We start from the raw sequence: 24,418 nt of genomic DNA on the forward strand, positions 1-24,418 counted from the left end.
AAACGATTTAGGACGGCCGGAATAGGACCGGGTTGCTCAGGGTTCCCACACCCTCCACCGTCGCGTGCATCACGTCACCGTCGCTCAACGGCGCGATCCCCGCGATCGTGCCCGTCGCGATGACGTCACCCGGCTCCAAGGTCATCCCGTCCGACAGGTCGGCGATCAGCCGCGGCAGCCCGAACACCATCTGCCGCGTGTTGGCCCGCTGCCGGACCTGCCCGTCCACCTCCAGCCGCAGATCCAGCGCCATCGGGTCGGGCACCTCGTCGGCCGTGACGAGGTACGGCCCCAGCGGCGCGAACGTGTCGAACGCCTTGAACTGGTCCCACGGCACGTTCCGCTCGATGTTGGCCAGTTGCAGGTCACGCGCGGTCATGTCGTTGATCACCGTGTACCCCGCCACCGCCTCCCGCCAGCGCTCCTCCGGCAGGTCACGCACCGGCCTGCCGATGACGACAGCCAGCTCGACCTCATGCTCCAGGTGCTTGGTACGCGACGGCGCGACCACCGGCCGCCGATGACCGACCAGCGCGGTCGGCGGCTTGAAGAACAGCACCGGCTCCGGCGGCACCGCCAGCCCGCTCTCGTCGGCGTGCTCCCGGTAGTTGAGCGCCAGGCAGCAGATCTTGCCGCACCGCTTGACCGGCGGCTCGAAGAGCACCGGCTCCTCGGCGAAGCACACACCGCGATCCGCCTCCTCGGCCAGGCGATCCAGCCCGTACGTGCTCAGCATCGCCACCGGATCGTCCCCCAGCGCGGCGAGACTGACGAGCTCGCCAGGCTGCCGCAGGGCCACCACTTCGACTGGATCGGCGGGAGTGCGCCGGATACGCCCGAGTTGCATGCCCCTCATGCTCGCCACCGGGCCCGGCCCCTCACAAGAACCCGTCCTTGCGACAACCGCCCGCTGCTTGCTGTGCTGCTTGTGGACGCCCCCCGCACCACCCTTTGATGGTCGCCATGAGCAGGAAGCTGAGCGCGAGCTCCGCGCTGTACGACAACGCCAGGCGAGCCCTGGCGGGCGGCGTCTCCAGTGACGCCCGCCGGATGGCGGGCGTGCCCCTGTACGTGGAGCGCGCGGCGGGATCACGCCTGTGGGACGTGGACGGCAACACCTACCTCGACTACGTGCTCGGCCAGGGGCCGGCCATCCTCGGGCACTGCCCGCCCGAGATCGTGGCGGCGATCTCGGCACAGGCGGCCCGGGGCATCGTCTACTCGGCCCAGCACGCCACCGAGGTCGCCGTCGCCGAACGGCTGATCTCGATGGTGCCCTCGGCCGAACGGGTGCGCTTCAACACCGTCGGCTCCGAGGCGGTGCACGCCGCCCTGCGGCTGGCGCGCGGCGTCACCGGCCGGACGAAGATCCTCAAGTTCGAGGGCCATTACCACGGCTGGTTCGACCCGGTCCTCTACAGCGTCCACCCCGCCCTGGAGGCCGCCGGCCCCGCCGACGCGCCGCTGCCCGTCTCCGGAACCGCCGGCCAGCAGCGCGGCGACCAGGACCTCGTGGTCGCCCCCTGGAACGACCTGGAAGCGCTCGGACGCCTCCTCGACGACCAGGTGGCCGCCGTGATCACCGAACCCGTGCTGTGCAACACCGGGGCGATCCTCCCCGATCCGGGCTTCCTGGAGGGCGTACGCGAACTCTGCGACCGCAACGGCAGCCTGCTGATCTTCGACGAGATCATCACCGGCTTCCGGCTGGCCCCCGGAGGCGCCCAGGAACACCTCGGCATCACCCCCGACCTGTCGGTCTTCGGCAAGGCGATGGCCGGCGGCATGCAGGTCTCCGCCCTGGCCGGACGCGCCGAGATCATGGACCACATCTCCGACGGCCGCGTGGCGCACGCCGGCACCTTCAACTCCCACCCCGTCGCCATGGCCGCCGCCGACGCCGCGCTGCGCGTCCTGGACGAGCAGCGCGAGGAGGTCTACGGCGGGCTCTACCGGCGCGGCCGGGCCCTGATGGACGGCTTCGCCGAGGCCGCGCGCAAGGCCGGAGTGCCCCTCCTGGTGGACGGCCCCGGCCCGGTCTTCCAGACGTACTTCACCGACGGCCAGGTCCGCGACTACCGGGACTTCGCCGCCACCGACCGGGCCAGGATGCTGCGCCTGCACGCCGCACTGCTGGAACGCGGGGTCAACATGGTCCCGCGCGGCCTGTGGTTCCTGTCCGCCGCGCACACCGACGACGACGTCGCCGACACCGTCGCGGCGTTCGCGGACGCACTCGCCTCGCTCGACTGAGCCCACCGCCGCCCTCGCCGCTCGACAGCCGCCTCCCTCTCCCTGTGCAATGGCAACGCACCGCCGACGTCAGCCGACGAGCGTGACAGGAGACCACCATGGTGAACCGGGCGAGCCAGCCGGCCAACCCAGCCCAGCACGCCCCCCGCCAAGCCCCGTCCGGCCGGAGAACCGGCTGATGGTCGGCGTGATATCGGCCGTGATCGCCGTCCTGGGCGCGGCGGTCACGGCCGTGCTGACCTACCGGCTGCAGACCCAGGCCAGATCCCGCGACCGCCTCGACTACATGAGCCGCTACCGCGACGCCCTGCTGTGGGCGGCCTTCGACCTGCAGAGCAGGCTCTTCAACATCCTGCACGGCTTCGAGATCGACCGCCGCCCCGGGAGACAGGGATTCACCAGCGCCTACCTGCTGGAGGGCACCGAACGGCAGGCACTGTACGTGCGCAGGAGCACGGCCTTCCTGTTCGCCGAGTACCTGGGCTGGGTCGAGGTCTTCCGCCGCGACATCCAGTTCCTCGACCTGGGGAAGAACGAGGTGAACCGGCAGATCATGCTCGCCCTCACCACGATCAGCCGGACCATCGCGACGTCCACCCCCCCGGACACCGCATGCTTCATGATCTTCCGCACCGACCAGCGGGCACTGGGCGAACTCATGATCGAACCCGACAGCAAGCCCGGCGAACGCGGCTGCCTCGGCTACGCCGCCTTCTGCGCCAAGCTCACCGACGACGAGGCGTTCGCCAAGTGGGGACACGAACTCCTCGACCACGTCGAACAGGCGGCGCGCCACCCCGGCCTGGCGCAAGGCCGCCTGACCAAGCTCCAGCACCAGCTCATCGACCTGATCGACCTCCTCGACCCGGAAGGAGGACGGTTCCCGGCGGCCCAGCGCTCATACTTCGAGGCCGCCGGGCCCGGCTGAACCCCGCCTCACCCCAGCGCGGGCCGCAGGTACCGCCCCGCCCACTCCTCGAAGCCCGTGAGCGTGATGCCGAGGTTCTCGGCAGCACGCGGGCGGGCCGGCTGACCGGCCACGTTCATCCATTCGTGCGACACCCCCATCGCCGGCATCCCGGCGGCGAGCGCCTGCTCCTCGGTCATGTCAGGCGCGCTCAGGCGCACGCCCAGCGCGCGGGAGAGGATCCCGGCGATCTCCGTCATCGGCAGATGGTCGCTCGCGAGTTCCAGCTCCACCCGGTCGAAGCGGTCCGGGTCGGCGACGGCCGCGGCGGCCGCCGTCCCGATGTCGTCCACCGCCACGAGGGACAGCCGGGTGCCGGGCTTCACGACGCTCACCAGGCCGCCCTCGACGCCGCGCGGGAACAGGAACGCCATGGACGGCAGGAAGTTCTCCATGAAGAAGGCCGGTTTGAGGATCGTCCAGCGGGTGAAGCCGGCCGCGCGGACCCGGTCCTGGATCGTGCTCTTGGCTCCCAGGCTGTCGTCCAGCGACCCCCACCGGCCCGCCACCCAGCCGGGGGTCTCGGTGTGCTGCCCGGCGCCGCTGGTGGACGTGTGCACGAACTGCGGCACTCCCCCGTCCCGTGCGGCCTCGATGAGGTTGACGGCCTGGGCCACCTCCCCGTCGAAGTCGAAACCCGCTTCGGTCAGGGCGGCCATCTGCACGGAGAAGACGGCGCGAACCCCCTCGCAGGCCCGTGCGACCGCGTCACGATCACGCAGATCGCCGGTGACGAGTTCGGCGCCCAGCGCCTCGACGGCCCTGGCCCGCTCGGTGGCCGGGTCGCGGACCAGGGCGCGCACGGGGACGCCGGCCGCGCGCAGGGCACGGGCGGTGGCCCCGCCCTGCCTGCCGGTCGCGCCGGTGACCAGGACGGGCGCGGATTCAGTGGGCATGTCTCCTCCTCGGAGCATAAACGGCGGGGTCCGCCGTTTTCCTTCGCGGTACGATACGGCGAGGCCCGCCACTTAGCAATCCCGGAGACGACACCATGCCCGACCGCCAGCGCGCGGACGCCCGGCGCAACCACGCCCGCATCCTCGCCGTGGCCGAACAGGAGGTCGCCGCCCACGGCTCCGACGCCTCCCTCGAACAGATCGCCCGCATCGCGGGAGTCGGCTCGGCGACCGTACGACGCCACTTCCCCACCCGCCGGGCGCTGCTGGAAGCGGTCTCCCACCGGCGCATCGAAGCCCTCGCCGCCCGCGCCCGCGACCTGGCCGGCACGACCGACAGCCGCGACGCCCTCCTGCGCTGGCTCGGCAACGTCGTCGCCTACTGCGTCGCGGCCCGCGAACTGGCCGCCGCACTGGCCTACGACGAGGCCGAACCCGACCCCGTCCACGAGAACACCTGCTCGGCGATGCTCGAAGCGGCGGCCGGCCCCCTGCTGCGCCGCGCCGCGCAGGACGGCGCGGTCGCCGCCGACCTCACCGTCTCCGACCTGATCACCCTCATCGTCGGCATCGTCCTGGCCACCGAGCACCACCCCGACCCCGCCGCCCGCGCGAACCGCCTGTTCGCCATGGCCGTCGCGGGGCTGAGCCCGCCGGCCCCGTCGCCCACAGGTGCTTGGTGAAGTACACGCGGCGGTCCTCACGATCGATGAGCCCGACGCCTTTACGTTGGAGATTTCCGGCACGACGATGGCCGCCCCCGTCGAGGGGGGCGGCCATCGCATGCGACGGCGGTCAGAGCCGGTCCGCGACGAGGCGGGCCATGACGGTGTAGCCGAGGTCGTTCGGGTGCAGGTGATCGCCGCTGTCATAGGCGGGGTTCAGCAGGTCGGGGTCACCGGGCGCGGCCAGCCCCCGGTCGAAGTCGACCACCGCGTCGTACTCGCCGGACGTGCGGATCCACCGGTTGACGGCGTCACTGACGGAGGCGGCCCGCTCCCCCCAGTGGTCGGAGTTCTTGAACGGCAGCAGCGTCGCCCCCACCACCTTGATCCCCTTCGCGTGCGCGTCACGGATGAGGCGGCGGTACCCCGCGATCAGCTCGTCGGCCGAGACCACGGGCGCCGGCTTGAACGTCGGCGTGTCGGACTCGCTGAAACCGATGTCGTTGACGCCTTCGAGCACCACGACGGTGCCCACTCCGGGCTGGTCGAGCACGTCCCGGCGGAACCTGGCCGACGACCGGTCGCCGTACCAGGCCGAGTCGTTGAGCACCAGGTTGCCGCCGATGCCGGCGTTCAGCACGGGCCGCGGCCGGCCGGTGGCCGCGAGCCGCTCGGCGAGTTCGTCGGGGTAGCGGCCGTCGGCGTCGTCGGTCGAGCCGAACCCGTCGGTGATGGAGTCGCCGAAGGCCACGACGGCGTCGCCCTTCCTGGCCCCGCCGGTGACGTCGACGCCGGACAGGTAGTACCACGAATGCGTGGCCTGCGTGAACGCGGCCGCGCCCGGGTCGGCGAGGCGGTCGCCCTTGGCGCGGTAGCTCGTGGCGTACGCCTGGGCGTGGAAGGTCGCCGGGCCGGTGGTGCCGGCGAAGTACAGCGTGACGGTCACCGGCTGCAGCGCCCGCACGTCGAGCCGTACCGGATCGCTGGCCAGGGTGCCGCGGGCGGGAATGTCGGCCGAGGCCGCGCGCCCGAAGGTCAGCCGCCGCACCGACTCCGGCCGCACGGAGGCACCCTGACCGGCGTGCGCGATGGTGGCGCCCGTCACGCGTACGGGCGAGACGCCGTATTCGTTCGACAATCGGATGCGCACCGACGAACCGTCGGCGGTGGGCCGGACCACCTGGCGCACGCTCTGCCCGGAGAAGCCCTCCTCCGACCAGTTGGGCGCGAAGCCGGCGCTGGCCCGCTGCGGCGCGGCCGTCCACGCCGCCTGCCAGCTCTGCCGGTGCTCCGCTCCCGCCCGGACGGGCGCCGCCGGCCCGACCACGGCCGCGCTCAAGGCGATCACCAGGGCCGACAGCACCGTACCGGTCTTGCGCGAGAAGGTGTTCATGACATTTCCTGCTTTCTTCATAGGGAGGGAAGTTCCGCGCGGCCTCACCGCGCGCGCCCGCGGGTGCGCAGGGCGACGGCGGCGATGACGACGCCGAGCAGGACCAGGGCGGCGTTGGCGACGACGGCGACCCTGACACCGTGCAGGACCGCTCCGGCGCTGACGGCCCCCGCGGTGGTGGCGGTGACGATCGCGGACATGATGGGCGTGCCCATGGTGATGCCGACCTGCTGCGACATCGACGCCAGCCCCGTGGCCAGCCCCTGCTCCCGGTCGGGCAGCCCGCTGGTGGCGGTGACCATGAAGCCGACGATGACCAGCATGTTGCCGACGCCGCCCAGGAAGGTCGCGGGCAGCAGCAGCCACATCGAGGCGGGCGTGCCGCCGAGCAAGACCAGGACGGCGGTGAACACCGCCTGCGCCAGCCCGCCGCCGACCAGCACCGTCAGGGCGGAGGTGCGCGCGATGGCCCTGGGGGCGAGCAGGCCGCCCGTCACGGTCCCGAGCCCCAGGAGGGCGAAGGAGATCCCCGCGACGAGGGCCGAGAAGCCGAGCGTCTTCTGCATGTAGAGGGTGAGCAGGTACACCAGGGACGTCTCGGTCACGAAGGCCAGCAGGCCGAGGACGTTGCCCCAGGCCACGGTGCGCTTCCTGAGCACGTGCACCGGCACGAGCGGCTGCGCGGCCCGGCGCTCGACGAAGTAGAAGGCCACCAGCAGGACGGCGCCGGCGAGCAGGCCCGCGAGCGTGGCGGGGTGGGTCCAGCCGTGCTCCCCGGCCTGGGTGAGGCCGAAGACGAGGGCGAGCAGGCCGAGGGTGACGGCCAGAGCGCCGGGCAGGTCGATCTTGGGACGTCCGGCGGGACGGGACTCCTTGATGACGGCGGGGGCGATCAGCACGACGGCCAGCGCGACGGGCACGTTGACGAAGAAGGCCCACCGCCACGACAGCAGGTCGGTCAGCACGCCGCCGAGGATCGCGCCGGTGGTGAACCCGGCCGACATCAGCGCGCCGTTGAGCCCCAGCGCTCTGCGCCGTAGCGGCCCCTCGGGGAAGGACGTGGTGAGCAGGGCCAGTCCCGCCGGGGTGGCGGCGGCCGTCGCGAGCCCCTGGGCGACGCGGGCGACGATGAGGAACTCGGGGGTGGGGGCCAGACCCCCGGCAAGGGAGGCCAGGCCCAGCAGGACGAGGCTGCCGAGGAAGATGCGCTTGCGGCCGACGAGGTCGCCGATGCGACCGAAGAACAGGGTGAACCCGGCGGCCGACAGGGCGAAGGAGGTGGCGATCCACTGCAGGTTCCCAGGGAGAAGCCGAGGCTGTCGCCGATCCGGGGAAGGGCGACGTTCAGGATCGAGAAGTCGACGGCGAGCATGAACTGGGCGACCAGCAGCACCGCGAGGACGACCTTGAGCCGGCCGGTCAGCCGGTTCGATGCGGCGCCGTCCGCCGGGAAGGCCGCGGTGGCGGCGGGTGCGGAGGTGGTTGTGGACACGACGAGAACGTCCTTCCAGGACTTGGGGGTCGATGCGGGGGCGCGGGTTGCCGAGGGGCGCGCGGGGACCAGGCCCTGGACGCTCTTAACGGTTCTCACGTTCCGTTAAGATGGACTATACACACGGAATCGCCCTAAGGGAACTCAGGTCCCATTAAGGGCCGTACGAGAAGGAGCCGGCCATGGCCGAGGCAGCGCAGCACGGCACCGTCCGACCCGGCGGGCGGACGGCCCGCGTCCGGGAGGCGGTGCTGAAGGCCGTCGGCGACACCCTCGTCGAGACGGGGTTCGGCACCCTGGACCTGGCCGAGATCGCCCGCGTCGCGGGCGTCGGGAAGACCACCGTGTACCGCCGCTGGGGCACCCCGGGCGCGCTCGCCGCCGACCTGCTCGACGACATGGCCGCGCAGTCCCTGCCCCGGGCCAGGACCGGCAGCGTGGACGAGGACCTCCGGGAGAACGCGCGCCTGGTCGTCAGGACCTTGACCGACCCCCGCCAGAGGCGGCTGTTCAAGGCACTGATCGCCGCCTCGCTCTGGGACGAGCAGGCGGCCCGCGCGCTGCACGGCTTCTACGCCGTACGCATCGACGAATGGGCCGGCTGCGTCACCGACGCCGTCGAACGCGGCGAGTTGCCCGACCGGACCGACGCCCGGCGCGTCATCGCCAACGTCTCCGCGCCTCTCTACTACGCCCTGCTCAACACCGGGGAGCCGCTGGACGAGGCCGCGGCGGACCGGGCCGCGGCGGCCGCCCTGGCCGCCGCCCGCGCCCAGGCGGGGTGAGGCCGCCGCCCGGCGTCGTGACGGCCCGTCAGTCGCTCATCGCCTTGGCCAGCAGGGCGCGCAGCCGGCGCTGCTCGTCGAGGGAGAGCCGGCCGAGCGGCGAGCCCGCCACCATGGCCGCGACGAGGCGACGCCTGACCTGATGCCCCTGGTCGGTCAGGGCGAGCAGCTTGACGCGGCGGTTGCCGGGGGCGACGGTCCGGGTGGCGAGGCCGTGCCGCTCCAGCCGGTCGGCCAGGAAGGTCACGGTGGAGGGATCGCAGCGCAGGCCCCGGGCCAGCTCGCGCATCGACGGCGGGGTGCTGGCCGCGCCGAGCTGCCAGACGGCGCCCGCCAGGGCGTGGGTCAGATCGAGTTCGGCGAGCACCTCGCCGATGAGCGCCTGGGTGCGGTCGGCCAGCGCGAGGGTCAGGTCGATGAGGTGGTAGATGGGCGCCTCGGATTCCTCCACGCAGGCAGAATAATGGGAGTCTCCAACGGTCGGCAATTCCCAGCAGGGCGTGTCACCCCCTTTTCCTGCTCCCTGGACAGGCGACACGGTCGAGCAGACCGTCCATCGGGCGTACGGGCTGAAGCAGGCCCGATGGACGGGCGGCCCCTGGACCTCCTGCCGGGTCCGGGGCCGTCCGCGTGCGCGGTCCGCCGGTCAGCGGGGGGTTCCGGTCTCCAGCAGTTTGGCGAGGATCGCGCCCAGCCGGTCGCGTTCGTCGTCGGTGAGGGCGTGGAAGGCGTCGTCGAGGAAGGCGGGGATCGACGCCTGGGCCGCGGCGAGCCGTCGCCTGCCGGAGTCGGTGATGGTGACGGCGTAGGAGCGGCGGTCGGCGGGGTTGCGTTCCCTGCGCACGTGGCCCGCTCGTTCGAGGTCGTCGCAGACGCTGACCATGACGCTGCGGTCAATCCGCAGTTCCTCGCTCAGCGCCTGCTGGGAGCAGGGGCCGACGGCGTCGAGCATCCGCAGCACGAGGTGCTGCCCGACCCCGAGCCCTTCCGCGGCGGCGTGCGCGTCCGCGGCGCGGGCCACGGCGGACGAGGCCCGGCACAGCGCGATGTCCAGCCGCTCGGCCGCCAGCGTCGGGAAGTACGTCGGTCGTGCGCGGTCGGCTGTCTTGCCCGTGGTCGCCATCGCTCTCCTCTTCGCTCCGCCTCAGCCTACACGGCAATCATCTCTCTCCAAATCGTTTGACAGCAGATGATTTGCGCGCATACGGTCCCTAATCGTCTGTCAGCAAATTGTTTGTACTCAGATGGAGAGTGGTCGTGCCACGAACCGAAGGCCGCGAACAGACGGCCCTGGTGTTGTTGTGCGCAGCGGTGTTCCTCGACTCGATGGACCTGTCCCTGATGGGCGTGGCCCTGCCCGCCATCGGGCGCGAGCTGTCGCTGCCCGAAGGCGTCCTGCAGTGGCTGATGTCCGGCTACGCGGTCGCCTACGGCGGATTCCTGCTGCTCGGCGGCCGGATCGCCGACCTGTTCGGCCGGCGGCGGGTGTTCCTGCTGTCGCTGGCGGTCTTCGCGGCGGCCAGTCTCGTCGGCGGGCTGCTGTCGGAGGGATGGCCGCTGGTCGTCACCCGCGTGATCAAGGGGGTGGCCGCCGCGCTCACCGCCCCGGCGGCGCTGTCGCTGATCACCACCACCTTCGCCGAGGGGCCGCGGCGCAACCGGGCGCTGGGGGTGTACTCGCTGGCCGGGGCGACCGGCTACACCGCCGGGCTGATCGCCTCCGGCCTGCTGACCGAGGTGAGCTGGCGGCTGGTGTTCTTCCTGCCGGTCCCGATCGCGGTGCTGGTCCTGGCGCTCGCGCCGCTGGTGCTGCCGTCCGGCGCGCGGCCGGACGGGGCGCGCGAGAGGTTCGACGCCGCCGGAGCGGTCGCGGTGACCGGCGGGGTGCTGCTGCTGGTGTTCGCGCTGACGGAGCGGAACTGGCCGGCCGGCGTCCTGGCCGTGCTGCTGCTGGGGGCGTTCGTGGCGATCGAGCGCCGGCGGGCCGCGCCGCTCGTCCCGCTGGAGGTGTTCCGGTCCGGGACGGTCAGCGCCGCCAACCTCGCGGCGCTGGCCTGGGCGTGCGCGACCATCGGCTGGCAGTTCGTCGCCGTCCTGTACCTGCAGCGGGTGCTCGGGTACAGCCCGCTGGCCACCGGGCTCGGGATCGTCCCCATGGGCCTGGCCATCGTCGTCACCGCCAACCTGGCCGGCCGGCTGATCGCCCGGTGGGGGCTGGGCCGGGTGGCCGCCGCCGGGATGCTGGTGCAGGCCGCGGGAATCCTGCTGTTCCTGCGGGCCGGGGCCACCGGCGACTACCTCACGGTGCTGCTGCCCGCGCTGGTCGTCCACGGCGCCGGGAACGGACTGTCCTTCCCCAGTCTCAACATCGCCGCCGTCGGCGCGCTGCCGGACGAGCGGCAGGGGCTGGCCTCGGGACTGGTCACCTCCTCCGTCCAGATCGGGGCCGGCATCGGCGTGGCGGCGCTGGCCGCCGTCATGTCCCTGGGCGACTCCCCGCTGACCGGTTACCGGATCGCGTTCCTGACGGCGGGCGGCTTCTCCCTGCTGGGCGCCCTCGTCGCCGCCGTCGGACTGCGCGCGCGCCGTCCCGCCCGCCTGCCCACCGCCTGACGAGGAGAGCCGACATGACCCTGAACCTCACCCCGGACGAACTGCTCAGCACGACCCGCGCGGTGCGCAGGCGCCTGGACCTCAGCCGTCCGGTGCCCCGCGAGCTGATCGAGGAGTGCGTGGACCTGGCCGTGCAGGCGCCCACCGGACGCAACCGGCAGCGCTGGCACTTCCTCGTCGTCACCGAGCCCGAGCGGCGGCGGGCCGTGGCCGACATCTTCCTGCGCGCCCTGCCGCTGGCCACCGGCCGGCCGCTGACCGAACGCGACCAGTGGCGGATGAACTACCACGCCGGCTCCACCGGCCGCGTCTTCGACGGCCTGCGCCACCTGGCCGCCAACATCCACCGGGTGCCGGCGTTCGTCATCCCCGGCGTGGAGGGACGCACCGACCACGCCCCGGTGGACGTGCAGGCCGGGGCGTGGGGGTCGATCCTGCCCGCGGTGTGGAGCTTCATGCTGGCCGCCCGCGCACGCGGCCTGGGCACCGTGTGGACCACCGCGCAGGCCCCGCTCGAACGCGAACTCGCCGAGGTGCTCGGCGTGCCGTACGACGAGGTCATGCTGGCCGCGTTCGTCCCGCTGGCCTTCACCCTCGGCACCGACTTCCGCCCCGCCCCGCGCATCCCGAGAGAGGAGGTGCTGCACTGGCAGGGCTGGTGAGCGTCAGGCGGGGAGCTCCTGGAGGGTTCGCCCCCCGGCATCGGTGACGACGAGCTTCACCGGCTCCATGCCCGGAGGGCATTCGACGGCCCAGAGCCCGAGTCCCGCACCGGCGTCCCGGGTGAGCCGCGCCGGAAGGGTCCGCCCGTCCCCGGTGACGGCCGTCACCCCGTGCACGCTCCGCCTGGCGATGCCGAACCAGACGGGACGGCCGCGGAGTTTGCCCACCGTACGGGCGGACTGCTGCGCGGCAAGCGGCTTGAGCCCGGAGCAGGAGCTGCCGTTCGGCCCGCTTTCGCAGAGGAAGAGTTCGCCCTCGCGAGGCCCGTCGCTCACCCACATCAGCAGCGGTGGCACTGAGACGATCCGTCCCTTGGCCGGATGCGTCTTCATCAGTTCCGCGAACCCCTTGCGGTCCGAACCTGGCGAGACGGTGACGGTCGCGGTCACGGACGGCTCGGTGGACACCACGGTCACGGCCCCGTCGTCCGGCCCCGGCCCCGGCTCCGGGATCAGCGACCAGGCCACGACCACGGCCGCGACCGCCCCCAGCGCCGAGGCCACGGCGGCAGCGGCATGGCGGCGCCCGCGCGCGGCGCGACCCGCCGTCATGGCCCGCTGCACGCTCACCGTGCTCGGCGGCTGCTCCTGCCGCGCCAGCGTGTCGAACACCTGCTTGACATCCATCACGATTCCTCCGTTCGCACGAGGCCGGCCTCCGGCTCGCCGAGCAGCGAGCGCAGGGGGGGCCAGACCGCGGGCGGTCTGGCTCTTGACGGTTCCGGTGGAGCAGCCCAGCGCCCTGGCGGTCTGCTCCACGCTCAGGTCGCAGTGGAAACGCAGCACGAGCGTGGCGCGCTGGCGCGCGGGGACGGCGGCCAGGGCCCGGTTCACGTCCATGGCCGCGTCCCGGTCGCCGCCCTCGACGTGCCGGTCGGACAGCGTGGCGCCCACCCGGACCCGGGCGAACCAGCCGCCTCGCTGCTCGGCGAGGAAGACCCGGACCAGCATCGTGCGCACGTAGGCGTCGAGGTCGCCGGCCACCCGCGCCTGCCGCCATTTGACGTAGAGCCGCGTGATGGTCGCCTGCACCAGGTCGTCGGCACGGTGCCAGTCCTGGCACAACGGATAGGCGATCCGCCGCAACCAGGGCAGCCGGCCACTCACGTAGGCGGTGTACTCCTCGTCAAGGCTCATTGGTCTCCCCGGTAGATGGCTTCACATCCCAGGAGATGCGTCCGGGTCGAGCACGGGTTGCATCGGCGGTACGACGATTTTCCCGCGCGGATACCCCTAGGATGCGGCTTTATGATCATTCGCTTATCCGTCGGGACGGCCATGGGCCTGGCCCTGCTCGCCGCTCCGGCGCTCGCCGAGCCGGTGAAGGGCGCCCCCGAGCTGACCCACAACGCGCTCTACAAGGCGGCCAAGCTGCCCAAGGTCGCCTGCAAGCTGGACAAGGGCACGAGCAGCGCGTCCACCAGGAAGTACATCACCAGGCTGGTCGGCTGCCTGAACACGGCGTGGAAGCCGGCCGTCAAGGGGTTCGTCCCGGTGAAGGTGGCCTTCAAGGCCGCCGACGACCAGGAGTCCTGCTCCACCGGCATGGACGTCAGCGGCTCCTTCGCCGAGATCTGCGCCACCCAGATCCGCGTCCGGGTCGCCGACGACTGGATCAGGGCCAAGAGCGATCTGGCCGTGTTCACCTCGATCACGCGCACGTGGGGCAGTGTGGTGACCGGGCAGAGCGGCATCGGCCAGGCGTGGTGGGCGCTGGAGAACGGCGCGTCCGAGCCCGTCATGAACGAGCAGAACCGCCGCTACTACCTGCAGATCGACTGCTTCCTGGGCGTGTCGGCCAAGGCCGTCGGACGCCAGGTCAAGGACTGGAAGCCGGTCGCCAAGGTGCCGGAGTTCTGGAAGAACAGGTTCCAGGGCAAGACCGGCAACCGCCTCTACTGGCTGGACAAGGGTTACCAGGCGGGCAAGCCGGGGGCCTGCAACACCTGGACGGCGAGCTCGTCCAAGGTCGCCTGAACCCGCCCCCGGCAGGCCGCCCGGCAGTGTCAGCCGGCGGCCGGCCTGCGGGGCAGCAGGAAGCTGACCGCGACGGTGAGCGCCAGCAGGGCGAGGCTGACCCAGATCGTGGCGCCGAAGGCGGCGCCGTACCCGCGGGTGGCGTCGCCTTCGGGCCCGGCGATCAGCGGGAAGAAGACCGCGCCGATGACGGCGACGCCGACCGAGGCGGCGACCTGGGCGACCGTGTTGAACAGGCCGGATCCCGACCCGGCCTGGTGGGCGGGGACGTTCTCCAGCGTGAGCTGAGCCAGCGGGGCGACGGTCAGGCCCATGCCGGCCCCGCCGATGACGACGCCGGGCAGGAAGGCGAGCCAGCCGGTGCCGGAGGTGGCGCCGGCCGCCGTCACGGCGAGCAGGGCCAGCCCGGCCGCCAGGACGACCAGTCCGAGCTGCACGGTCAGCCGGCCCAGCCTCGGCAGTAGCACGGCCGCGCCGAGACCGGCGGCGATCGTGGTGGCGATCGGCCAGGGCAGGATCGTCACCCCGGACTCGAGGGGCGTCATGCCCAGGCCGGACTGGAGCAGTTGCATGAAGGTGAAGAAGAAACCCATCACCGGCACGAAGAACAGGAACTGCACCAGCAGCCCGCCGCCGACCGAACGGACCCGGAAGAGGGATACCTCCACCAGGGGGTCGCGTCCGCGTCGCGCCAGCCGCACCTGGTGGCGGTGGAAGCCGGCCAGCACGAGCGCTCCGGCCGCCAGGCAGAGGTACGTCCAGGCCGGCCAGGCGCGTTCCGCGCTGCCGGCGATGAGGGGGTAGAGGATCAGCAGCAGGCCCGCGGCGCAGATGACCACGCCCGCCAGGTCCAGGCGCGGGTGGACGCTGCCGCGCCCTCGGGGCAGGACGCGGGCCGCCACGATCAGCGCCAGGATCCCGACGGGCACGTTGAGCCAGAACACGCCGCGCCAGCCGAGGCCGTGCAAGTCCGCCTCCAGCAGCGCCGCGCCGAGGATCGGCCCGACCGCCGCCGCCAGGCCGGACAGGGACGAGAAGGCGGCCATCGCGCCGCCGCGCTCGTGCGGCGCGTACATGAGCTGGATCTGCGAGAGCACCTGCGGGACCATCGCCGCGGCGAAGACGCCCTGGACGACGCGGGCCGCGACCAGGGTCTCGGCCGTGGGGGCGGCGCCGCACAGCGCGGAGGCGACGATGAAGCCGGCGATGCCGATCAGGAAGACGCGGCGGTAGCCGTACAGGTCGCCGAGCCTGGCTCCGGTGATGATGCCGAGCGCGAAGATCAGCGTGTAGCCGACGAGCATCCACTGCAACTGGGCGGGCGACGCGCCGAGTTCGGCCCTGATGGAGGGCACGGTGACGTTGACGATGGTGACGTCGAGCAGGTCCATGAAGCTGGCCAGCAGGATCACGGCCAGGGCGACCACGCGGGTACGGCCGCCGGTGGCGGGGACGGTCGGGCGGGATGTCTCAGTGGACACCAAGGTCCTCCGGTGCGGGAGCGAGCGATAGAATGACTTAGCCACAAAGCATCTTAGCTACTAAATATCTTATCCACGAAGCTAATGGAGGGCTGGCATGGACGTCAAACCGCACGGCGAAGAGGAAGGCACGCCGGCCGACCGGATCGTGCTCGTCATGACCGACCTGGCCGGCGCGATGGGACGGCTGAACGACCTGATCGCCCAGCGGGCCGGTGTCGGGTCCACGGACCTGCTGTGCCTGCACGTCCTCAACCGGGAGGGGCCCAGCACCGCAGGCCGGCTGAGCGCGCGCCTCGGCCGGACGACCGGCGCCATCACCCAGATGATCGACCGCCTCCAGAAGGCGGGATACGTCCGGCGCCGCCCGCATCCGGAGGACCGCCGCAGCGTCATGGTCGAGGCCGTGCCCGAAGCGCTCGGCAGAATCGCCGCGCTCTACGCCGGGCTGGACGCCCGCAGCCGCCGGCTGATGAGCGAGTTCACGCCAGAGCAGCTCGCGACCGTGCACGCCTTTCTCGTCGCCAGCCATCAGATCGCCGTCGAGGAGTCCGACCTGCTCACCGGATGACGAGGCGAGCGGGACCGAGGCGCTCGGTCCCGCTCGCCTTTCCTACAGCGCGGGCAGGACGACGAACGAGAAGCCCGTGCTCGTCGTGCGGTGGAGGGGCCGATCACCCTTGATCCGCCGCTCGACCTCGCCCCTGCTGATCCCCAGCGCGTGGGCGATCAACCGCTCGGGGCGGACGGGCACCGGATCGAGGAAGCCGACCGCCACCCGGTACGGCCAGGCCGCCTCGACGGCCGCCGACTCCAGCCGCCACGCGCCACGCCAGTCGAGCGCGAACCGGTTGCGGCGGGCGAGCGCGGGATCCAGGAGCGTGCGGGCGACAAGCGCCTGATCGTTGCTCTCGAACGCGCGCAGCCGGGCCGGATCCAGCGACCGGACCGGCGTCCGCTCATGGACGGCGAGCTTCGACGTGCGAGCGCAGCGCACGCAACGGACGAGCAGCCACACATGGAGCAGCTTGCCGTTGGCGTTGACCCGGAACCTGCCCTCGCCGGTGGTGGCCGACTCCGCCCCGCACGGGCACCGAAGGGCGAGCAGCGGCAGCCGGGTCCGCCGCACGGTCCAGGACAGCACGAAATGATCTCTATGGGATTGTGCAGACATGATCTCTCTAAGACCTGACACAGAACGCTGTACGGCCAGGGCTGCTCACAGACTCGGAGCAGCCCGGCGAGACCGGCCACGAGGCCGGTGAGATAGCGCAGAAGAAGATGTCAGGCAGCGAGAGCAGGCGGCGTCACGCGACAGTCCCCACGACGGATCCGACAGAGCGGTCGAACTCTACGGGAGCACCGATCGCCCCCACAATCGAGATTCCGGGGGCACCGGGGTCAGGCGTCGATCGCCTGGTAGAGGGTGGTCCAGAAGTCGTGGATGAGTCGCGCCGAGTCCGGGACGGACATCCCGACCTGGGTGAGCAGGATACCGGTGAGCCGGTTGCCGGGGTCGGCGTAGGTCGAGGTGCCGCTGCCGCCGTCCCAGCCGAACTGGCCGACGGGCGCGTAGTCGCCGCGGTGGGTGCGCACCGCCATGCCGAAGCCCCAGCCGCCGTGCTGCCCCTGGCCGAACGACACGTGGACGTTGTCCGCGGCCATGGCGTTCCTGGCGGCGTTCTGCTCGGACGTGAGACGGTCGGTGGTCATCAGCTCGACGGCCGGCCGGGACAGGATGCGTTCGGTCCCGTGCCTCCCCTGGTTCAGCAGCATGCGGAAGTAGGCGTGGTAGTCGTCGACGGTGGAGACCAGTCCTCCGCCGCCGCCCTGGAACGCCGGGGGCCGGCTGTGGCGTCCGCCCTCGGCCTCGTCCCACACGAGGAACTCGCCGGTCCGCGGGTCGGGGGCGTACAGGGGCGGCAGCCGGTCGAGGTCGCCGTCGGGCACGTGGAAGCCGGTGTCCTTCATGCCCAGCGGGCCGAAGACGCGCTCGCGCAGGAACGTCCCGAACGGCCGGCCGGTGACCCTGGCGACGAGCACGCCGAGCAGGTCGTTGCTGATGTGGTACTGCCAGCGCTCCCCCGGCTGGTGCATCAGCGGGAGCTCGCCGAGGCGGCGCAGCCACTCGTCCGGCTCGGGCATCGGCTCCGGCAGGTCGGGCGTGAGACCCCGCTCGAAGACCGCGTTCATGATCGGGGTGCCCAGCGACGTCATGTCCATGCCGAGCCCGAACGTGGAGGTCAGCAGGTCCCGTACGGTGATCGGCCGCCGGGCCGGGACGGTGTCGTCCAGGGGGCCGTCGGCGCGCCTGAGCACCTGCCGGTCGGCGAGTTCGGGCAGCCACGGCTCCACCGGGTCGTCCAGCCGCAGCCGGCACTCGTCCAGGAGGATCATCGCCGCCGAGATCGTGACCGGCTTGGACGTCGAGGCCATCCGGAAGATCGTGTCCCGGCGCATCGGCGCGCCGCCGTCGTGGCGCATCGTCCCGATCGCCTCGACGTGCGTCTGCTCGCCCCGGCCGACCAGGGCCACCAGCCCGGGGATCCGCCCGGAATCGACGTGCCGGACCAGCACCTCGCGCAGCCTGCGCAGCCCCGCCTCGGAGAAGCCGCCGTCGCCGTGTCCCATCATGAAGCTCCTTGCCGCGAGTATCCGGTCCGCAACCGCCCGCTCCAGACCTTCGGAGCGTGGCGCCGCTGCTCCGGCTCGGCGTCCGCACCGGCATCCAGGTCGATGCCGGTGGGCACGGTCTCGTCTTCGTGGGCCTGCCGCCGCCCCGAGGTCGCGATCGCCGAACCGTTCATGGCCTCTACCGTCGCGGGTCTGCCTGACATCGGGCCGTCGCCGCCCTGACGTGGCCGCTGACACGACGCCGTGCCGCCGCTGATCAGCCCGGCAGCGTGGTGGCCGCGGCCACGGCGACGGCGTGGGCGGTGTTGAGCGCGGCCGCCTCCGACAGCGGCCGGCCGCCGTCGGAGCCGCTGCAGGTCACCTGGACCGTGAGATTGCGGACCTTGAACTCGACCGTCCCGGTTCCGAGACCCGCCTGTTCGGATGTGTAGCCGGCCATGGCCTTCTCCCCCGGCGCGCTCAGCGCGTGGAAGGTGTGCTCTTCCTTCCGCCAGGCGTGGTACGTCCGGACGAACTCCCGCTCGGCCTGCGCCGCACCGCCGCGATGCGGGCCCGCCGGGAACGACGTGACCAGCAGCCGCACCTGCCGGGCCGGGTTCCCGGCGGAGTTCCACGCGCAGCCGCGCGTCGGGACGGTCGTCGCGGCCACTCCCGCCGCGTCCTGCCGGAGCGCGGGATCGACGCCGGCGGCCCGCAGCGCCGCCTCCCCCACCAGCGCGCACGGGTCCGCCACGTCGAGCACGGGCTCGGCCGCCGGCGCCGACGTGGCCACCGCCGGACGGTTCACCGTCGCGCCGATGGCGACGGCCACCTTGGAGGCCGCCTGCAGCACAGCGTTCACGGCGGGTCTGCGCGCCAGCGGCTCGCTGCGGGCGTCCCGCTTCCAGACCATCCGGTACGTGATCGCCGTGGCTACCGGACCCGACCTGAAGTGCACCTGGACGCGTCCGGAGGCGGCCGAGTAGTGGAGCAGCGCCTCGTCGCCGAGCCCGGTCACCCGCTGCCAGTTGCCGCCGGACGGCTGGCCGCCGCTCTGGCGGGTCGCCAGGTCGTAGGAGCGCATGGCCTCGTCCAGGGTGCCCGGCTCGAAGCGCACCCGGAGGGTGCCCGAGCGTTCCGAGGCCGCCGCGGAGCCGGTCGCGACGAGACAGCCCGACTCCGCGGGCTCCTGCCTGGGCAGGGGGACCAGCCTGCTGAGCGTGGCGAGGTCCAGGCCGCACCGGTACGGCACGGTGAACGACCCGCCCGCCTGAACGGGGTAGTGGTCGGCGGTCGTGGGGAGGGCGAGCGGGCGCTCCGGCGCGGGCCGCGGCGCCGCCGCGACCGGGCCACGGACGTACCGGACGATGGACATCACGAGGCCGGTGGCGAGCAGGAGCGCCAGCGCCACTCCGAACGCCACGCCGCCGATGGGGTTACGCACCTTCAACGACTCCCTCGGATGATCACCCGGCTGCCCCGTCGGCGCAGGGGCGGACGTGGACCAGCGAGCTCTCTGAGGCGACGGGGCATCGTGCTTCCACTTCGAACGATCGGCAGGGAGATCACCCAGACTAACGAAATGCCGGATATGCCGGGCGAACCACGCCGGGTCCCGTCCGGACCGGCCGGACGGTCGAGCGCCCAGCTCGGCCCGCGAACGACCGCGCCGAGCTCGTCACCACGCATTCAACGAGAATTGATGTGAACTCCCGAGCAACGACACCCTCTCCCTTTACGGCCATCCTGAATGCAGTCGCCGTCCGGCATATCCAAAGGAAGCCGGTAAATGCGCACAAAGTCATTGCTCCCTATCACCGCCGCGCTGATCGCGCTGCCCGTCGTCTCGGCGAACCTCCCGGCGCAGGCAGCCTCGACGGTCTCGGCCGAGGACGAGGACGAGGACGAGGACGAGGACGAGGACGAGGACGAGGACGAGGACGAGGACGAGGACGAGGACGAGGACGAGGACGAGGACGAGGACCTCGCGCTCGTCGCCGAGGGCAGGGCCTCTCCCTCACCGCGAACCTGCCCGTGCGGGTCGAGCTGGTCCCGGACAAGGGCTACTCGCGGATCGAACTGAAGCAGGCGCTGGAGGACAACCACCGTCCATCACGGGTGGAAGACCATCGGCGGCAAGGCCCGCGCCATGTTCACGGAAGTGGCGAACTTCCCGTTCATGGACGTCAGCGTCCTCACGCGTTGACCGGCCCACGCCCGGTGGTTCACGCGGGTGCGCGGCGGGCCGGTGGGCTAGCGGGCGGGCAGCGACCGCGCGTACACGTTTCCGTTGGAGCTGCCGACGTACACGAAGCCGCCCGCCACCACGGGGCCGGTCGTGCCGGTGCCGCCGGTTTCGAAGCTCGACCGCACCCTGCCGGTGACGGCGTCGATGACGTGCAGCGTTCCCCCGTGTTCGGTCACGTGGACGGCGCCGCCGGCGGCCACGGGGCCGGTTTCGCGGCCCTTGGCCAGCGGGAGGCGCCAGCGTTCCGTGCCCGTGGCGGTGTCGAGGGCGTGCAGCGTGCGGTCGCGTCCCACCGTGTACACCAGCCCGCCCGCCACCGCGGCGGCCCACGTCACGCCCGGCTCGTCGCCCGCGGCCGGGAAGATCCACCGGAGCGTGCCGGTGGCGGTGCTCAGCGCGAACGTGGTGCCGTCCGCGCCGCCGGCGTACAGGGTCGCGCCGGCCGCCACCGGGCGGGCGGCGACCGGTCCGATGACCCATGAACTCCACCGGACCCGGCCGGAACGGGCGTCCAGGGCGTACACGTCGCCGCCGGCGCTCGTGGCGTAGACGGTCGTACCGGCCCTTACCAGGGCGACGTGGTCGCCTGCCGCGCCCACCCGGTGCCGCCAGCGGACGGCTCCGGTGGCCGGGTCCAGCGCGTACGCCACCCCGTGGTCGCTGCCGGTCAGGACGACGTCCCCGGCCACGACGGGGTCGATGTTGAGCATGCTGCCGGCCGGCCGGAAGGTCCACAGCCGCCGGCCGGAGGCGGCGTCGAGGGTGACGAGTTCGGCCGGCGCGTCCCAGGCGGGGCCCCTGGCCCACACGTGCAGGCGGCCCGCCGCGACCACCAGGTCACTGTCGGCCCTGATCCCGCGGGTCCACCTCGGGCGGCCGGTGGCCGCGTCCAGCGCCACCACCTGGTTGTGTGTGTCGGCCACGTACACGGTGCCGCCGGCCACGACGTGGGCGTCCATGATGGAGCCGCCCATCCGGAAGCGCCACCGCTGCGCGCCGGTGACGGCGTCCAGCGCGGCCACCGCTCCGTCACCGCTGGTGGCGTAGACGACGCCGGCGGCCACGACCGGATCGGCGTAGACGGTCGCGTCGGTCGGGAAGCTCCAGCCGGGCTCGCGGGCGGCCGTGGGCGGCCGGACGCCCGGCAGGTACCGGGCGAACAGGTTGTCACGCAGCAGCGGGGAGATGAGCCGCACCGCCCGCCGCGAGGACGAGGTCAGCCGGACGATGACCGGGCCCGCGTTGATGATCGTGGCACCGTAGTAGCCGTTCGTGACGTGCACGGTGTAGGTGAGGAAGCCGGCGGTCTCGGTGGTGGGATCGATCTGGCCGTCCCCCTTGACGGCGGCGACCTCGGCGGCGAACAGCTTGCCCGCGTCCGACGGTGCGACCCGGTCCACGGACAACGAGACGATGGCGCCGTCGTCGGCCGGCGGGATCCAGTCGCACTTCGCCGCTGCGCCCGCGCCGTCCGTGCCGGGGACCGCGCGGTAGCCGTCGGCGAGGACGGCCAGGTCGCGGCCGGTCAGCAGGGTGCAGGCGGCCGGCCAGGCGGGCCGTGGCCGGGCGGGCCCGTAGACCAGCTCGTACGCGGTCAGCCGCGCGTCGCCGGGCACCTCGCTGTACACGAACGCGGTGTCCCGGCTCGACCCGGCCAGCGCCACCAGGTGGGCGGGCAGGTCGATGGGCAGCCCGGCGAGCCGTCCGGTGCCGGGGTCCACGGAGATCAGGTAGGCGGGCAGCGGCCAGGATTTGTTGAGCCGGGGGGCCTGGTGGTCGTTCGCGGCGGGAGAGGAGCCGGCGTATAGGGGCGGGAGCCAGCGGTCGGGGCCGGTGACCTCGACGGTTCCCGGGCCGGTGGACAGCGGCCGGCCGTCGGGCCCGCAGAAGAAGTCGTCCGCGCCGGACGAGACGTGCGCGTACCCCTCGGCGTTGGCCGTGAGCCTGATCGCCGGATGCCCGTTCTTCGGCACGGACGACGACGGGAGCGCGCGCGTCCATTCGTGCCGCATGGTGCGCGGATCCGTCGAGGCGAGCCGCAACTCGTCCGGGCCGCAGTGGCTGAGCAGCAGCACCGATCGGGCGGTCGCGGCGGCGGTGAGCAGGCAGCCGCGCGGATAGGTCGTCCGGGCGGTGTCCGTTCCGGTCCGCGGGTCGAGGGCCTGGATGTCGAGAGGTTCGTCGAGCCGTTCGAACACCACGATGCCGCGTTCGGTGGCCAGGATCCGCGGGCCGAGGTAGCTGCCGGCGCCCTCGATGCCGGGCCCGCGGGCAGGGGTGGTGACCGTGCGCCGCCACAGCGCCGCGCCCGTGGTCAGGTCGTGGCCGTCCAGGGTCTGCCCGTCGCCGTCCGGGGTTGCTCTGGAGGTGACGAGGACGCCGCCCGCGATCCAGACGCCGCTGACGGGTCCGGGCCTGGCCGGGTCGGCGGCGACGATGCGCCGGACGGCTCCGGTGCGCGGGTCGTGGACGCGTACGGCGCCCGCGAGCGTGGCGACGGCGACCGCCTGGGCGGACACGGCGTGGTTCGGGGTCGAGAGCGGCGTCTCGCCGACTCCGGCGTCCGCGGGCACCGACCACGCCGCACGCCACTCCACGGGGACGCGCGGCGCGCCCGCGACGTCGTTCACGGTCGCCGCCGAACAGGTCGCCAGGACGACCGCGAGCAGCGCCGCGGCCGAGCGCAGCCCGCGCGCGGTCAGCATTCGCCGGCCTTGGCGAGCTTGCGTTCCGTCGCGCACGCGTCGCTCCTGGAGACCGGCCGCCAGCCGCCGCCGGCGAGCGGCGAGGCGGTGTAGTAGGCGTGGTACGCCCGGGAGACGCCGGTCACCCGGAACGGGGTCGCGGCCGGCCCCTGGATCCGCACCTGCTCGGTCCGGTCCTGCGCGAGCACGGTGACCAGGAGGTCGAAGGCGTAGTAGGCGGCCGTGCCGGTGACCGTCATGGAGAGCGTGACTCGTTCGTCGCGTTTGAGGTCGATCTGCTTCTTCCGGAAGTAGGCGGTGCCGGGGTCGTCGGTGCTGGTGAAGCGGGGCGCGGGCGTGTCGAGGTCGGCGGACAGCCCGATGGTGTCGGCCTCCCCTGCGGGGGTGTAGATCAGCAGCGCGCCGTCCGAGGTGGGCTTGCGGTCGAGGACGCGCGGCTCGATGTCGATGATGCGCACGCTGGTGCGGTTGCCGACGAGGACGACGGTGACCTCGGCGGCCTCGACCGGGGCCCGGTCGTGGCGCGCCAGCACCTCCTCGCGCCGCGAGCCGGACGCGCTGCCCAGCAGGATCGCCCGGTCGGCGGGGTCGGTCACCGGTGTCCTGAGCGCGGTGTCCTGCGCGGTGTAGTCGACGGCCACGTGACCGACCTTGATCGCGGGCTCGCCGCTGATCCGGTCGACGGTCTCGGGGCCGCGCGCGTTGAACCAGGCGGTGAACACGACCCCGACGGCCGCGACGATCACGGCGCTGACGATTCCCGCCAGCCACGTCCGCGCGTTTTTCCAGCCTCCGGCTTCCTCGGCGCGGCGGGCGGGTGCAGCACGTCTGTTCTGGCGCGCTCTGGCCATGGGACGTCCCCTTGTGAGCGGCGAACGGAAGCCGATTTATATCTCACGGGACGCCCGCGCCGTCGCTCTGTTGACGAATTCTTTCTGGCTCGGGCGGAGGTTCGAAAGGGCCGGGCGCGATTCCTGAGAGAATTCCCCAGTTTCGTCCCGCCGCCCGGCGGAGGTGACGGCACTCGGGGCCGTTCACGCCGCCTGCCGCTTTCGAGGTGCCATGTCCACGTGCCCGCCGCCCGGCCGCACCGCCGTCCGTCCTGCCTGGGAGGCTCTGCCCGAGCGCGTGCGCCGGGCGGTCGCCGAACGGCTGCCCGCCCCGGTCACGGCCGTCGCCGGCCAGGGCGGCGGATTCACCCCTGGCGTCGCCGCCCGGCTCCGCCTGGCCGACGGCGGCGCCGCGTTCGTCAAGGCCATCCCCGCCGCGCACCCGCTGGCCGGCGTCCACCGCCACGAGGGACGCGTCACCGCCCGCCTGCGCCCCTACCAGCGCCACGCCGCCACGGCCGCGCTCTCCTGGGCCCGTCACCGCACCACCCCGCCCCCGCCTCTGGCGTAGCCCGCTCTCCATCCGTGGCGCATGGTTACGGTGATCGCATGAAGATCATCGATGTTGGGGATCACCGTCCGGAGTACGCGACGATCGTCGTCAGGGATGCCTGGGGTGCGGAGCCGTTGTGCGCGCCACCGCCGGATCTGCCCCTGCTCGGAGAGCACGCCCTGGATGTCCCGCCGTCCGGGACGATCGCCGGGGCCGGTGCCGGAT

24 protein-coding genes are annotated in these 24,418 nt (G+C 72.6%); 10 read left to right on the top strand and 14 right to left on the bottom strand.

Going from position 1 to position 24,418, the window contains the following annotated elements; genetic code table 11:
- Positions 1–7 precede the first annotated feature (7 nt).
- The gene (locus FAF44_RS26225) at positions 8–847 is read right to left on the bottom strand and encodes a fumarylacetoacetate hydrolase family protein (protein WP_237105920.1); all 840 of its coding nucleotides are present in this window, start codon (positions 845–847) and stop codon (positions 8–10) included.
- Positions 848–963: 116 nt separating this feature from the next.
- On the opposite strand from FAF44_RS26225, the gene FAF44_RS26230 reads away from it, so the two are divergent.
- A complete protein-coding gene (locus tag FAF44_RS26230) occupies positions 964–2,253 on the top strand; it encodes an aspartate aminotransferase family protein (RefSeq protein WP_237105921.1) in 1,290 nt (429 codons plus the stop codon).
- A gap of 178 nt (positions 2,254–2,431) precedes the next feature.
- A complete protein-coding gene (locus FAF44_RS26235) occupies positions 2,432–3,181 on the top strand; it encodes a hypothetical protein (RefSeq protein ID WP_237105922.1) in 750 nt (249 codons plus the stop codon).
- 8 nt (positions 3,182–3,189) lie between these two features.
- Here the strand turns inward: FAF44_RS26235 and FAF44_RS26240 are convergent, their stop codons facing one another.
- Positions 3,190–4,116, bottom strand: a complete 927-nt coding sequence (locus FAF44_RS26240; RefSeq protein WP_237105923.1) for an NmrA family NAD(P)-binding protein — start codon at positions 4,114–4,116, stop codon at positions 3,190–3,192.
- A 95-nt stretch (positions 4,117–4,211) separates the two neighbouring features.
- Here FAF44_RS26240 and FAF44_RS26245 point away from each other — a divergent pair, with 95 nt between their 5' ends.
- Positions 4,212–4,799, top strand: coding sequence for a TetR/AcrR family transcriptional regulator (locus FAF44_RS26245; RefSeq protein WP_237105924.1), 588 nt, complete (start codon positions 4,212–4,214; stop codon positions 4,797–4,799).
- A gap of 112 nt (positions 4,800–4,911) precedes the next feature.
- On the opposite strand, the gene FAF44_RS26250 is transcribed toward FAF44_RS26245, so the two are convergent.
- Complete coding sequence (locus tag FAF44_RS26250) at positions 4,912–6,174, bottom strand: SGNH/GDSL hydrolase family protein (RefSeq protein WP_237105925.1); 1,263 nt, start codon at positions 6,172–6,174, stop codon at positions 4,912–4,914.
- Between the two features lie 44 nt (positions 6,175–6,218).
- Positions 6,219–7,700 (bottom strand): MFS transporter, encoded by a 1,482-nt coding sequence (locus FAF44_RS26255; protein ID WP_308193378.1) that lies wholly within the window; start codon positions 7,698–7,700, stop codon positions 6,219–6,221.
- Between the two features lie 148 nt (positions 7,701–7,848).
- Here FAF44_RS26255 and FAF44_RS26260 point away from each other — a divergent pair, with 148 nt between their 5' ends.
- The gene (locus FAF44_RS26260) at positions 7,849–8,451 is read left to right on the top strand and encodes a TetR-like C-terminal domain-containing protein (RefSeq protein ID WP_237105926.1); all 603 of its coding nucleotides are present in this window, start codon (positions 7,849–7,851) and stop codon (positions 8,449–8,451) included.
- A gap of 28 nt (positions 8,452–8,479) precedes the next feature.
- Here FAF44_RS26260 and FAF44_RS55940 read toward each other — a convergent pair whose 3' ends face one another.
- Both FAF44_RS55940 and FAF44_RS26270 read right to left on the bottom strand, forming a co-directional pair.
- Complete coding sequence (locus FAF44_RS55940; RefSeq protein ID WP_237105927.1) at positions 8,480–8,902, bottom strand: MarR family transcriptional regulator; 423 nt, start codon at positions 8,900–8,902, stop codon at positions 8,480–8,482.
- A 195-nt stretch (positions 8,903–9,097) separates the two neighbouring features.
- Positions 9,098–9,574, bottom strand: a complete 477-nt coding sequence (locus FAF44_RS26270) for a MarR family winged helix-turn-helix transcriptional regulator (RefSeq protein ID WP_237105928.1) — start codon at positions 9,572–9,574, stop codon at positions 9,098–9,100.
- Between the two features lie 134 nt (positions 9,575–9,708).
- Between FAF44_RS26270 and FAF44_RS26275 the strand changes: the two genes are divergently transcribed.
- Together FAF44_RS26275 and FAF44_RS26280 are read left to right on the top strand one after the other, a co-directional pair.
- Positions 9,709–11,064, top strand: a complete 1,356-nt coding sequence (locus tag FAF44_RS26275; protein ID WP_237105929.1) for an MFS transporter — start codon at positions 9,709–9,711, stop codon at positions 11,062–11,064.
- A gap of 14 nt (positions 11,065–11,078) precedes the next feature.
- The gene (locus tag FAF44_RS26280; protein WP_237105930.1) at positions 11,079–11,726 is read left to right on the top strand and encodes a nitroreductase family protein; all 648 of its coding nucleotides are present in this window, start codon (positions 11,079–11,081) and stop codon (positions 11,724–11,726) included.
- 3 nt (positions 11,727–11,729) lie between these two features.
- On the opposite strand, the gene FAF44_RS26285 is transcribed toward FAF44_RS26280, so the two are convergent.
- Positions 11,730–12,923 carry a SigE family RNA polymerase sigma factor gene (locus FAF44_RS26285; RefSeq protein ID WP_237105931.1) on the bottom strand — a complete coding sequence of 398 codons (1,194 nt, stop codon included), beginning with the start codon at positions 12,921–12,923 and terminating at the stop codon, positions 11,730–11,732.
- A 111-nt stretch (positions 12,924–13,034) separates the two neighbouring features.
- On the opposite strand from FAF44_RS26285, the gene FAF44_RS26290 reads away from it, so the two are divergent.
- Positions 13,035–13,763 (top strand): hypothetical protein, encoded by a 729-nt coding sequence (locus tag FAF44_RS26290; protein WP_237105932.1) that lies wholly within the window; start codon positions 13,035–13,037, stop codon positions 13,761–13,763.
- 29 nt (positions 13,764–13,792) lie between these two features.
- On the opposite strand, the gene FAF44_RS26295 is transcribed toward FAF44_RS26290, so the two are convergent.
- A complete protein-coding gene (locus FAF44_RS26295; protein WP_237105933.1) occupies positions 13,793–15,244 on the bottom strand; it encodes a DHA2 family efflux MFS transporter permease subunit in 1,452 nt (483 codons plus the stop codon).
- A 97-nt stretch (positions 15,245–15,341) separates the two neighbouring features.
- Between FAF44_RS26295 and FAF44_RS26300 the strand changes: the two genes are divergently transcribed.
- Positions 15,342–15,815, top strand: coding sequence for a MarR family winged helix-turn-helix transcriptional regulator (locus FAF44_RS26300; RefSeq protein ID WP_237105934.1), 474 nt, complete (start codon positions 15,342–15,344; stop codon positions 15,813–15,815).
- Positions 15,816–15,857: 42 nt separating this feature from the next.
- Here FAF44_RS26300 and FAF44_RS26305 read toward each other — a convergent pair whose 3' ends face one another.
- The 4 genes from FAF44_RS26305 to FAF44_RS26320 all read right to left on the bottom strand — a co-directional run bounded on the left by FAF44_RS26305 (position 15,858) and on the right by FAF44_RS26320 (position 19,301).
- Positions 15,858–16,388, bottom strand: a complete 531-nt coding sequence (locus FAF44_RS26305; RefSeq protein WP_237105935.1) for a DUF1062 domain-containing protein — start codon at positions 16,386–16,388, stop codon at positions 15,858–15,860.
- Positions 16,389–16,645: 257 nt separating this feature from the next.
- Positions 16,646–17,875, bottom strand: a complete 1,230-nt coding sequence (locus tag FAF44_RS26310; RefSeq protein ID WP_308193379.1) for a serine hydrolase domain-containing protein — start codon at positions 17,873–17,875, stop codon at positions 16,646–16,648.
- The gene (locus tag FAF44_RS26315; protein ID WP_237105937.1) at positions 17,875–18,051 is read right to left on the bottom strand and encodes a hypothetical protein; all 177 of its coding nucleotides are present in this window, start codon (positions 18,049–18,051) and stop codon (positions 17,875–17,877) included. Before FAF44_RS26315 ends, FAF44_RS26310 begins: the two co-directional genes overlap by 1 nt.
- A gap of 83 nt (positions 18,052–18,134) precedes the next feature.
- Positions 18,135–19,301 carry a hypothetical protein gene (locus FAF44_RS26320; protein WP_237105938.1) on the bottom strand — a complete coding sequence of 389 codons (1,167 nt, stop codon included), beginning with the start codon at positions 19,299–19,301 and terminating at the stop codon, positions 18,135–18,137.
- A 345-nt stretch (positions 19,302–19,646) separates the two neighbouring features.
- On the opposite strand from FAF44_RS26320, the gene FAF44_RS26325 reads away from it, so the two are divergent.
- Complete coding sequence (locus tag FAF44_RS26325) at positions 19,647–19,940, top strand: hypothetical protein (protein WP_237105939.1); 294 nt, start codon at positions 19,647–19,649, stop codon at positions 19,938–19,940.
- Positions 19,941–20,110: 170 nt separating this feature from the next.
- Here the strand turns inward: FAF44_RS26325 and FAF44_RS26330 are convergent, their stop codons facing one another.
- Both FAF44_RS26330 and FAF44_RS26335 read right to left on the bottom strand, forming a co-directional pair.
- Positions 20,111–22,810, bottom strand: coding sequence for a PQQ-binding-like beta-propeller repeat protein (locus tag FAF44_RS26330; protein ID WP_237105940.1), 2,700 nt, complete (start codon positions 22,808–22,810; stop codon positions 20,111–20,113).
- Positions 22,804–23,556: a hypothetical protein gene (locus tag FAF44_RS26335; RefSeq protein WP_237105941.1), complete on the bottom strand. Its 753-nt coding sequence runs from the start codon at positions 23,554–23,556 to the stop codon at positions 22,804–22,806. Before FAF44_RS26335 ends, FAF44_RS26330 begins: the two co-directional genes overlap by 7 nt.
- Before the next feature lie 316 nt (positions 23,557–23,872).
- Here FAF44_RS26335 and FAF44_RS26340 point away from each other — a divergent pair, with 316 nt between their 5' ends.
- The gene (locus tag FAF44_RS26340) at positions 23,873–24,211 is read left to right on the top strand and encodes a hypothetical protein (protein WP_237105942.1); all 339 of its coding nucleotides are present in this window, start codon (positions 23,873–23,875) and stop codon (positions 24,209–24,211) included.
- Positions 24,212–24,418: the final 207 nt, after the last annotated feature.

It is taken from the genome of Nonomuraea sp. MG754425 (genome assembly GCF_021699195.1).
Lineage (GTDB): Bacteria > Actinomycetota > Actinomycetes > Streptosporangiales > Streptosporangiaceae > Nonomuraea.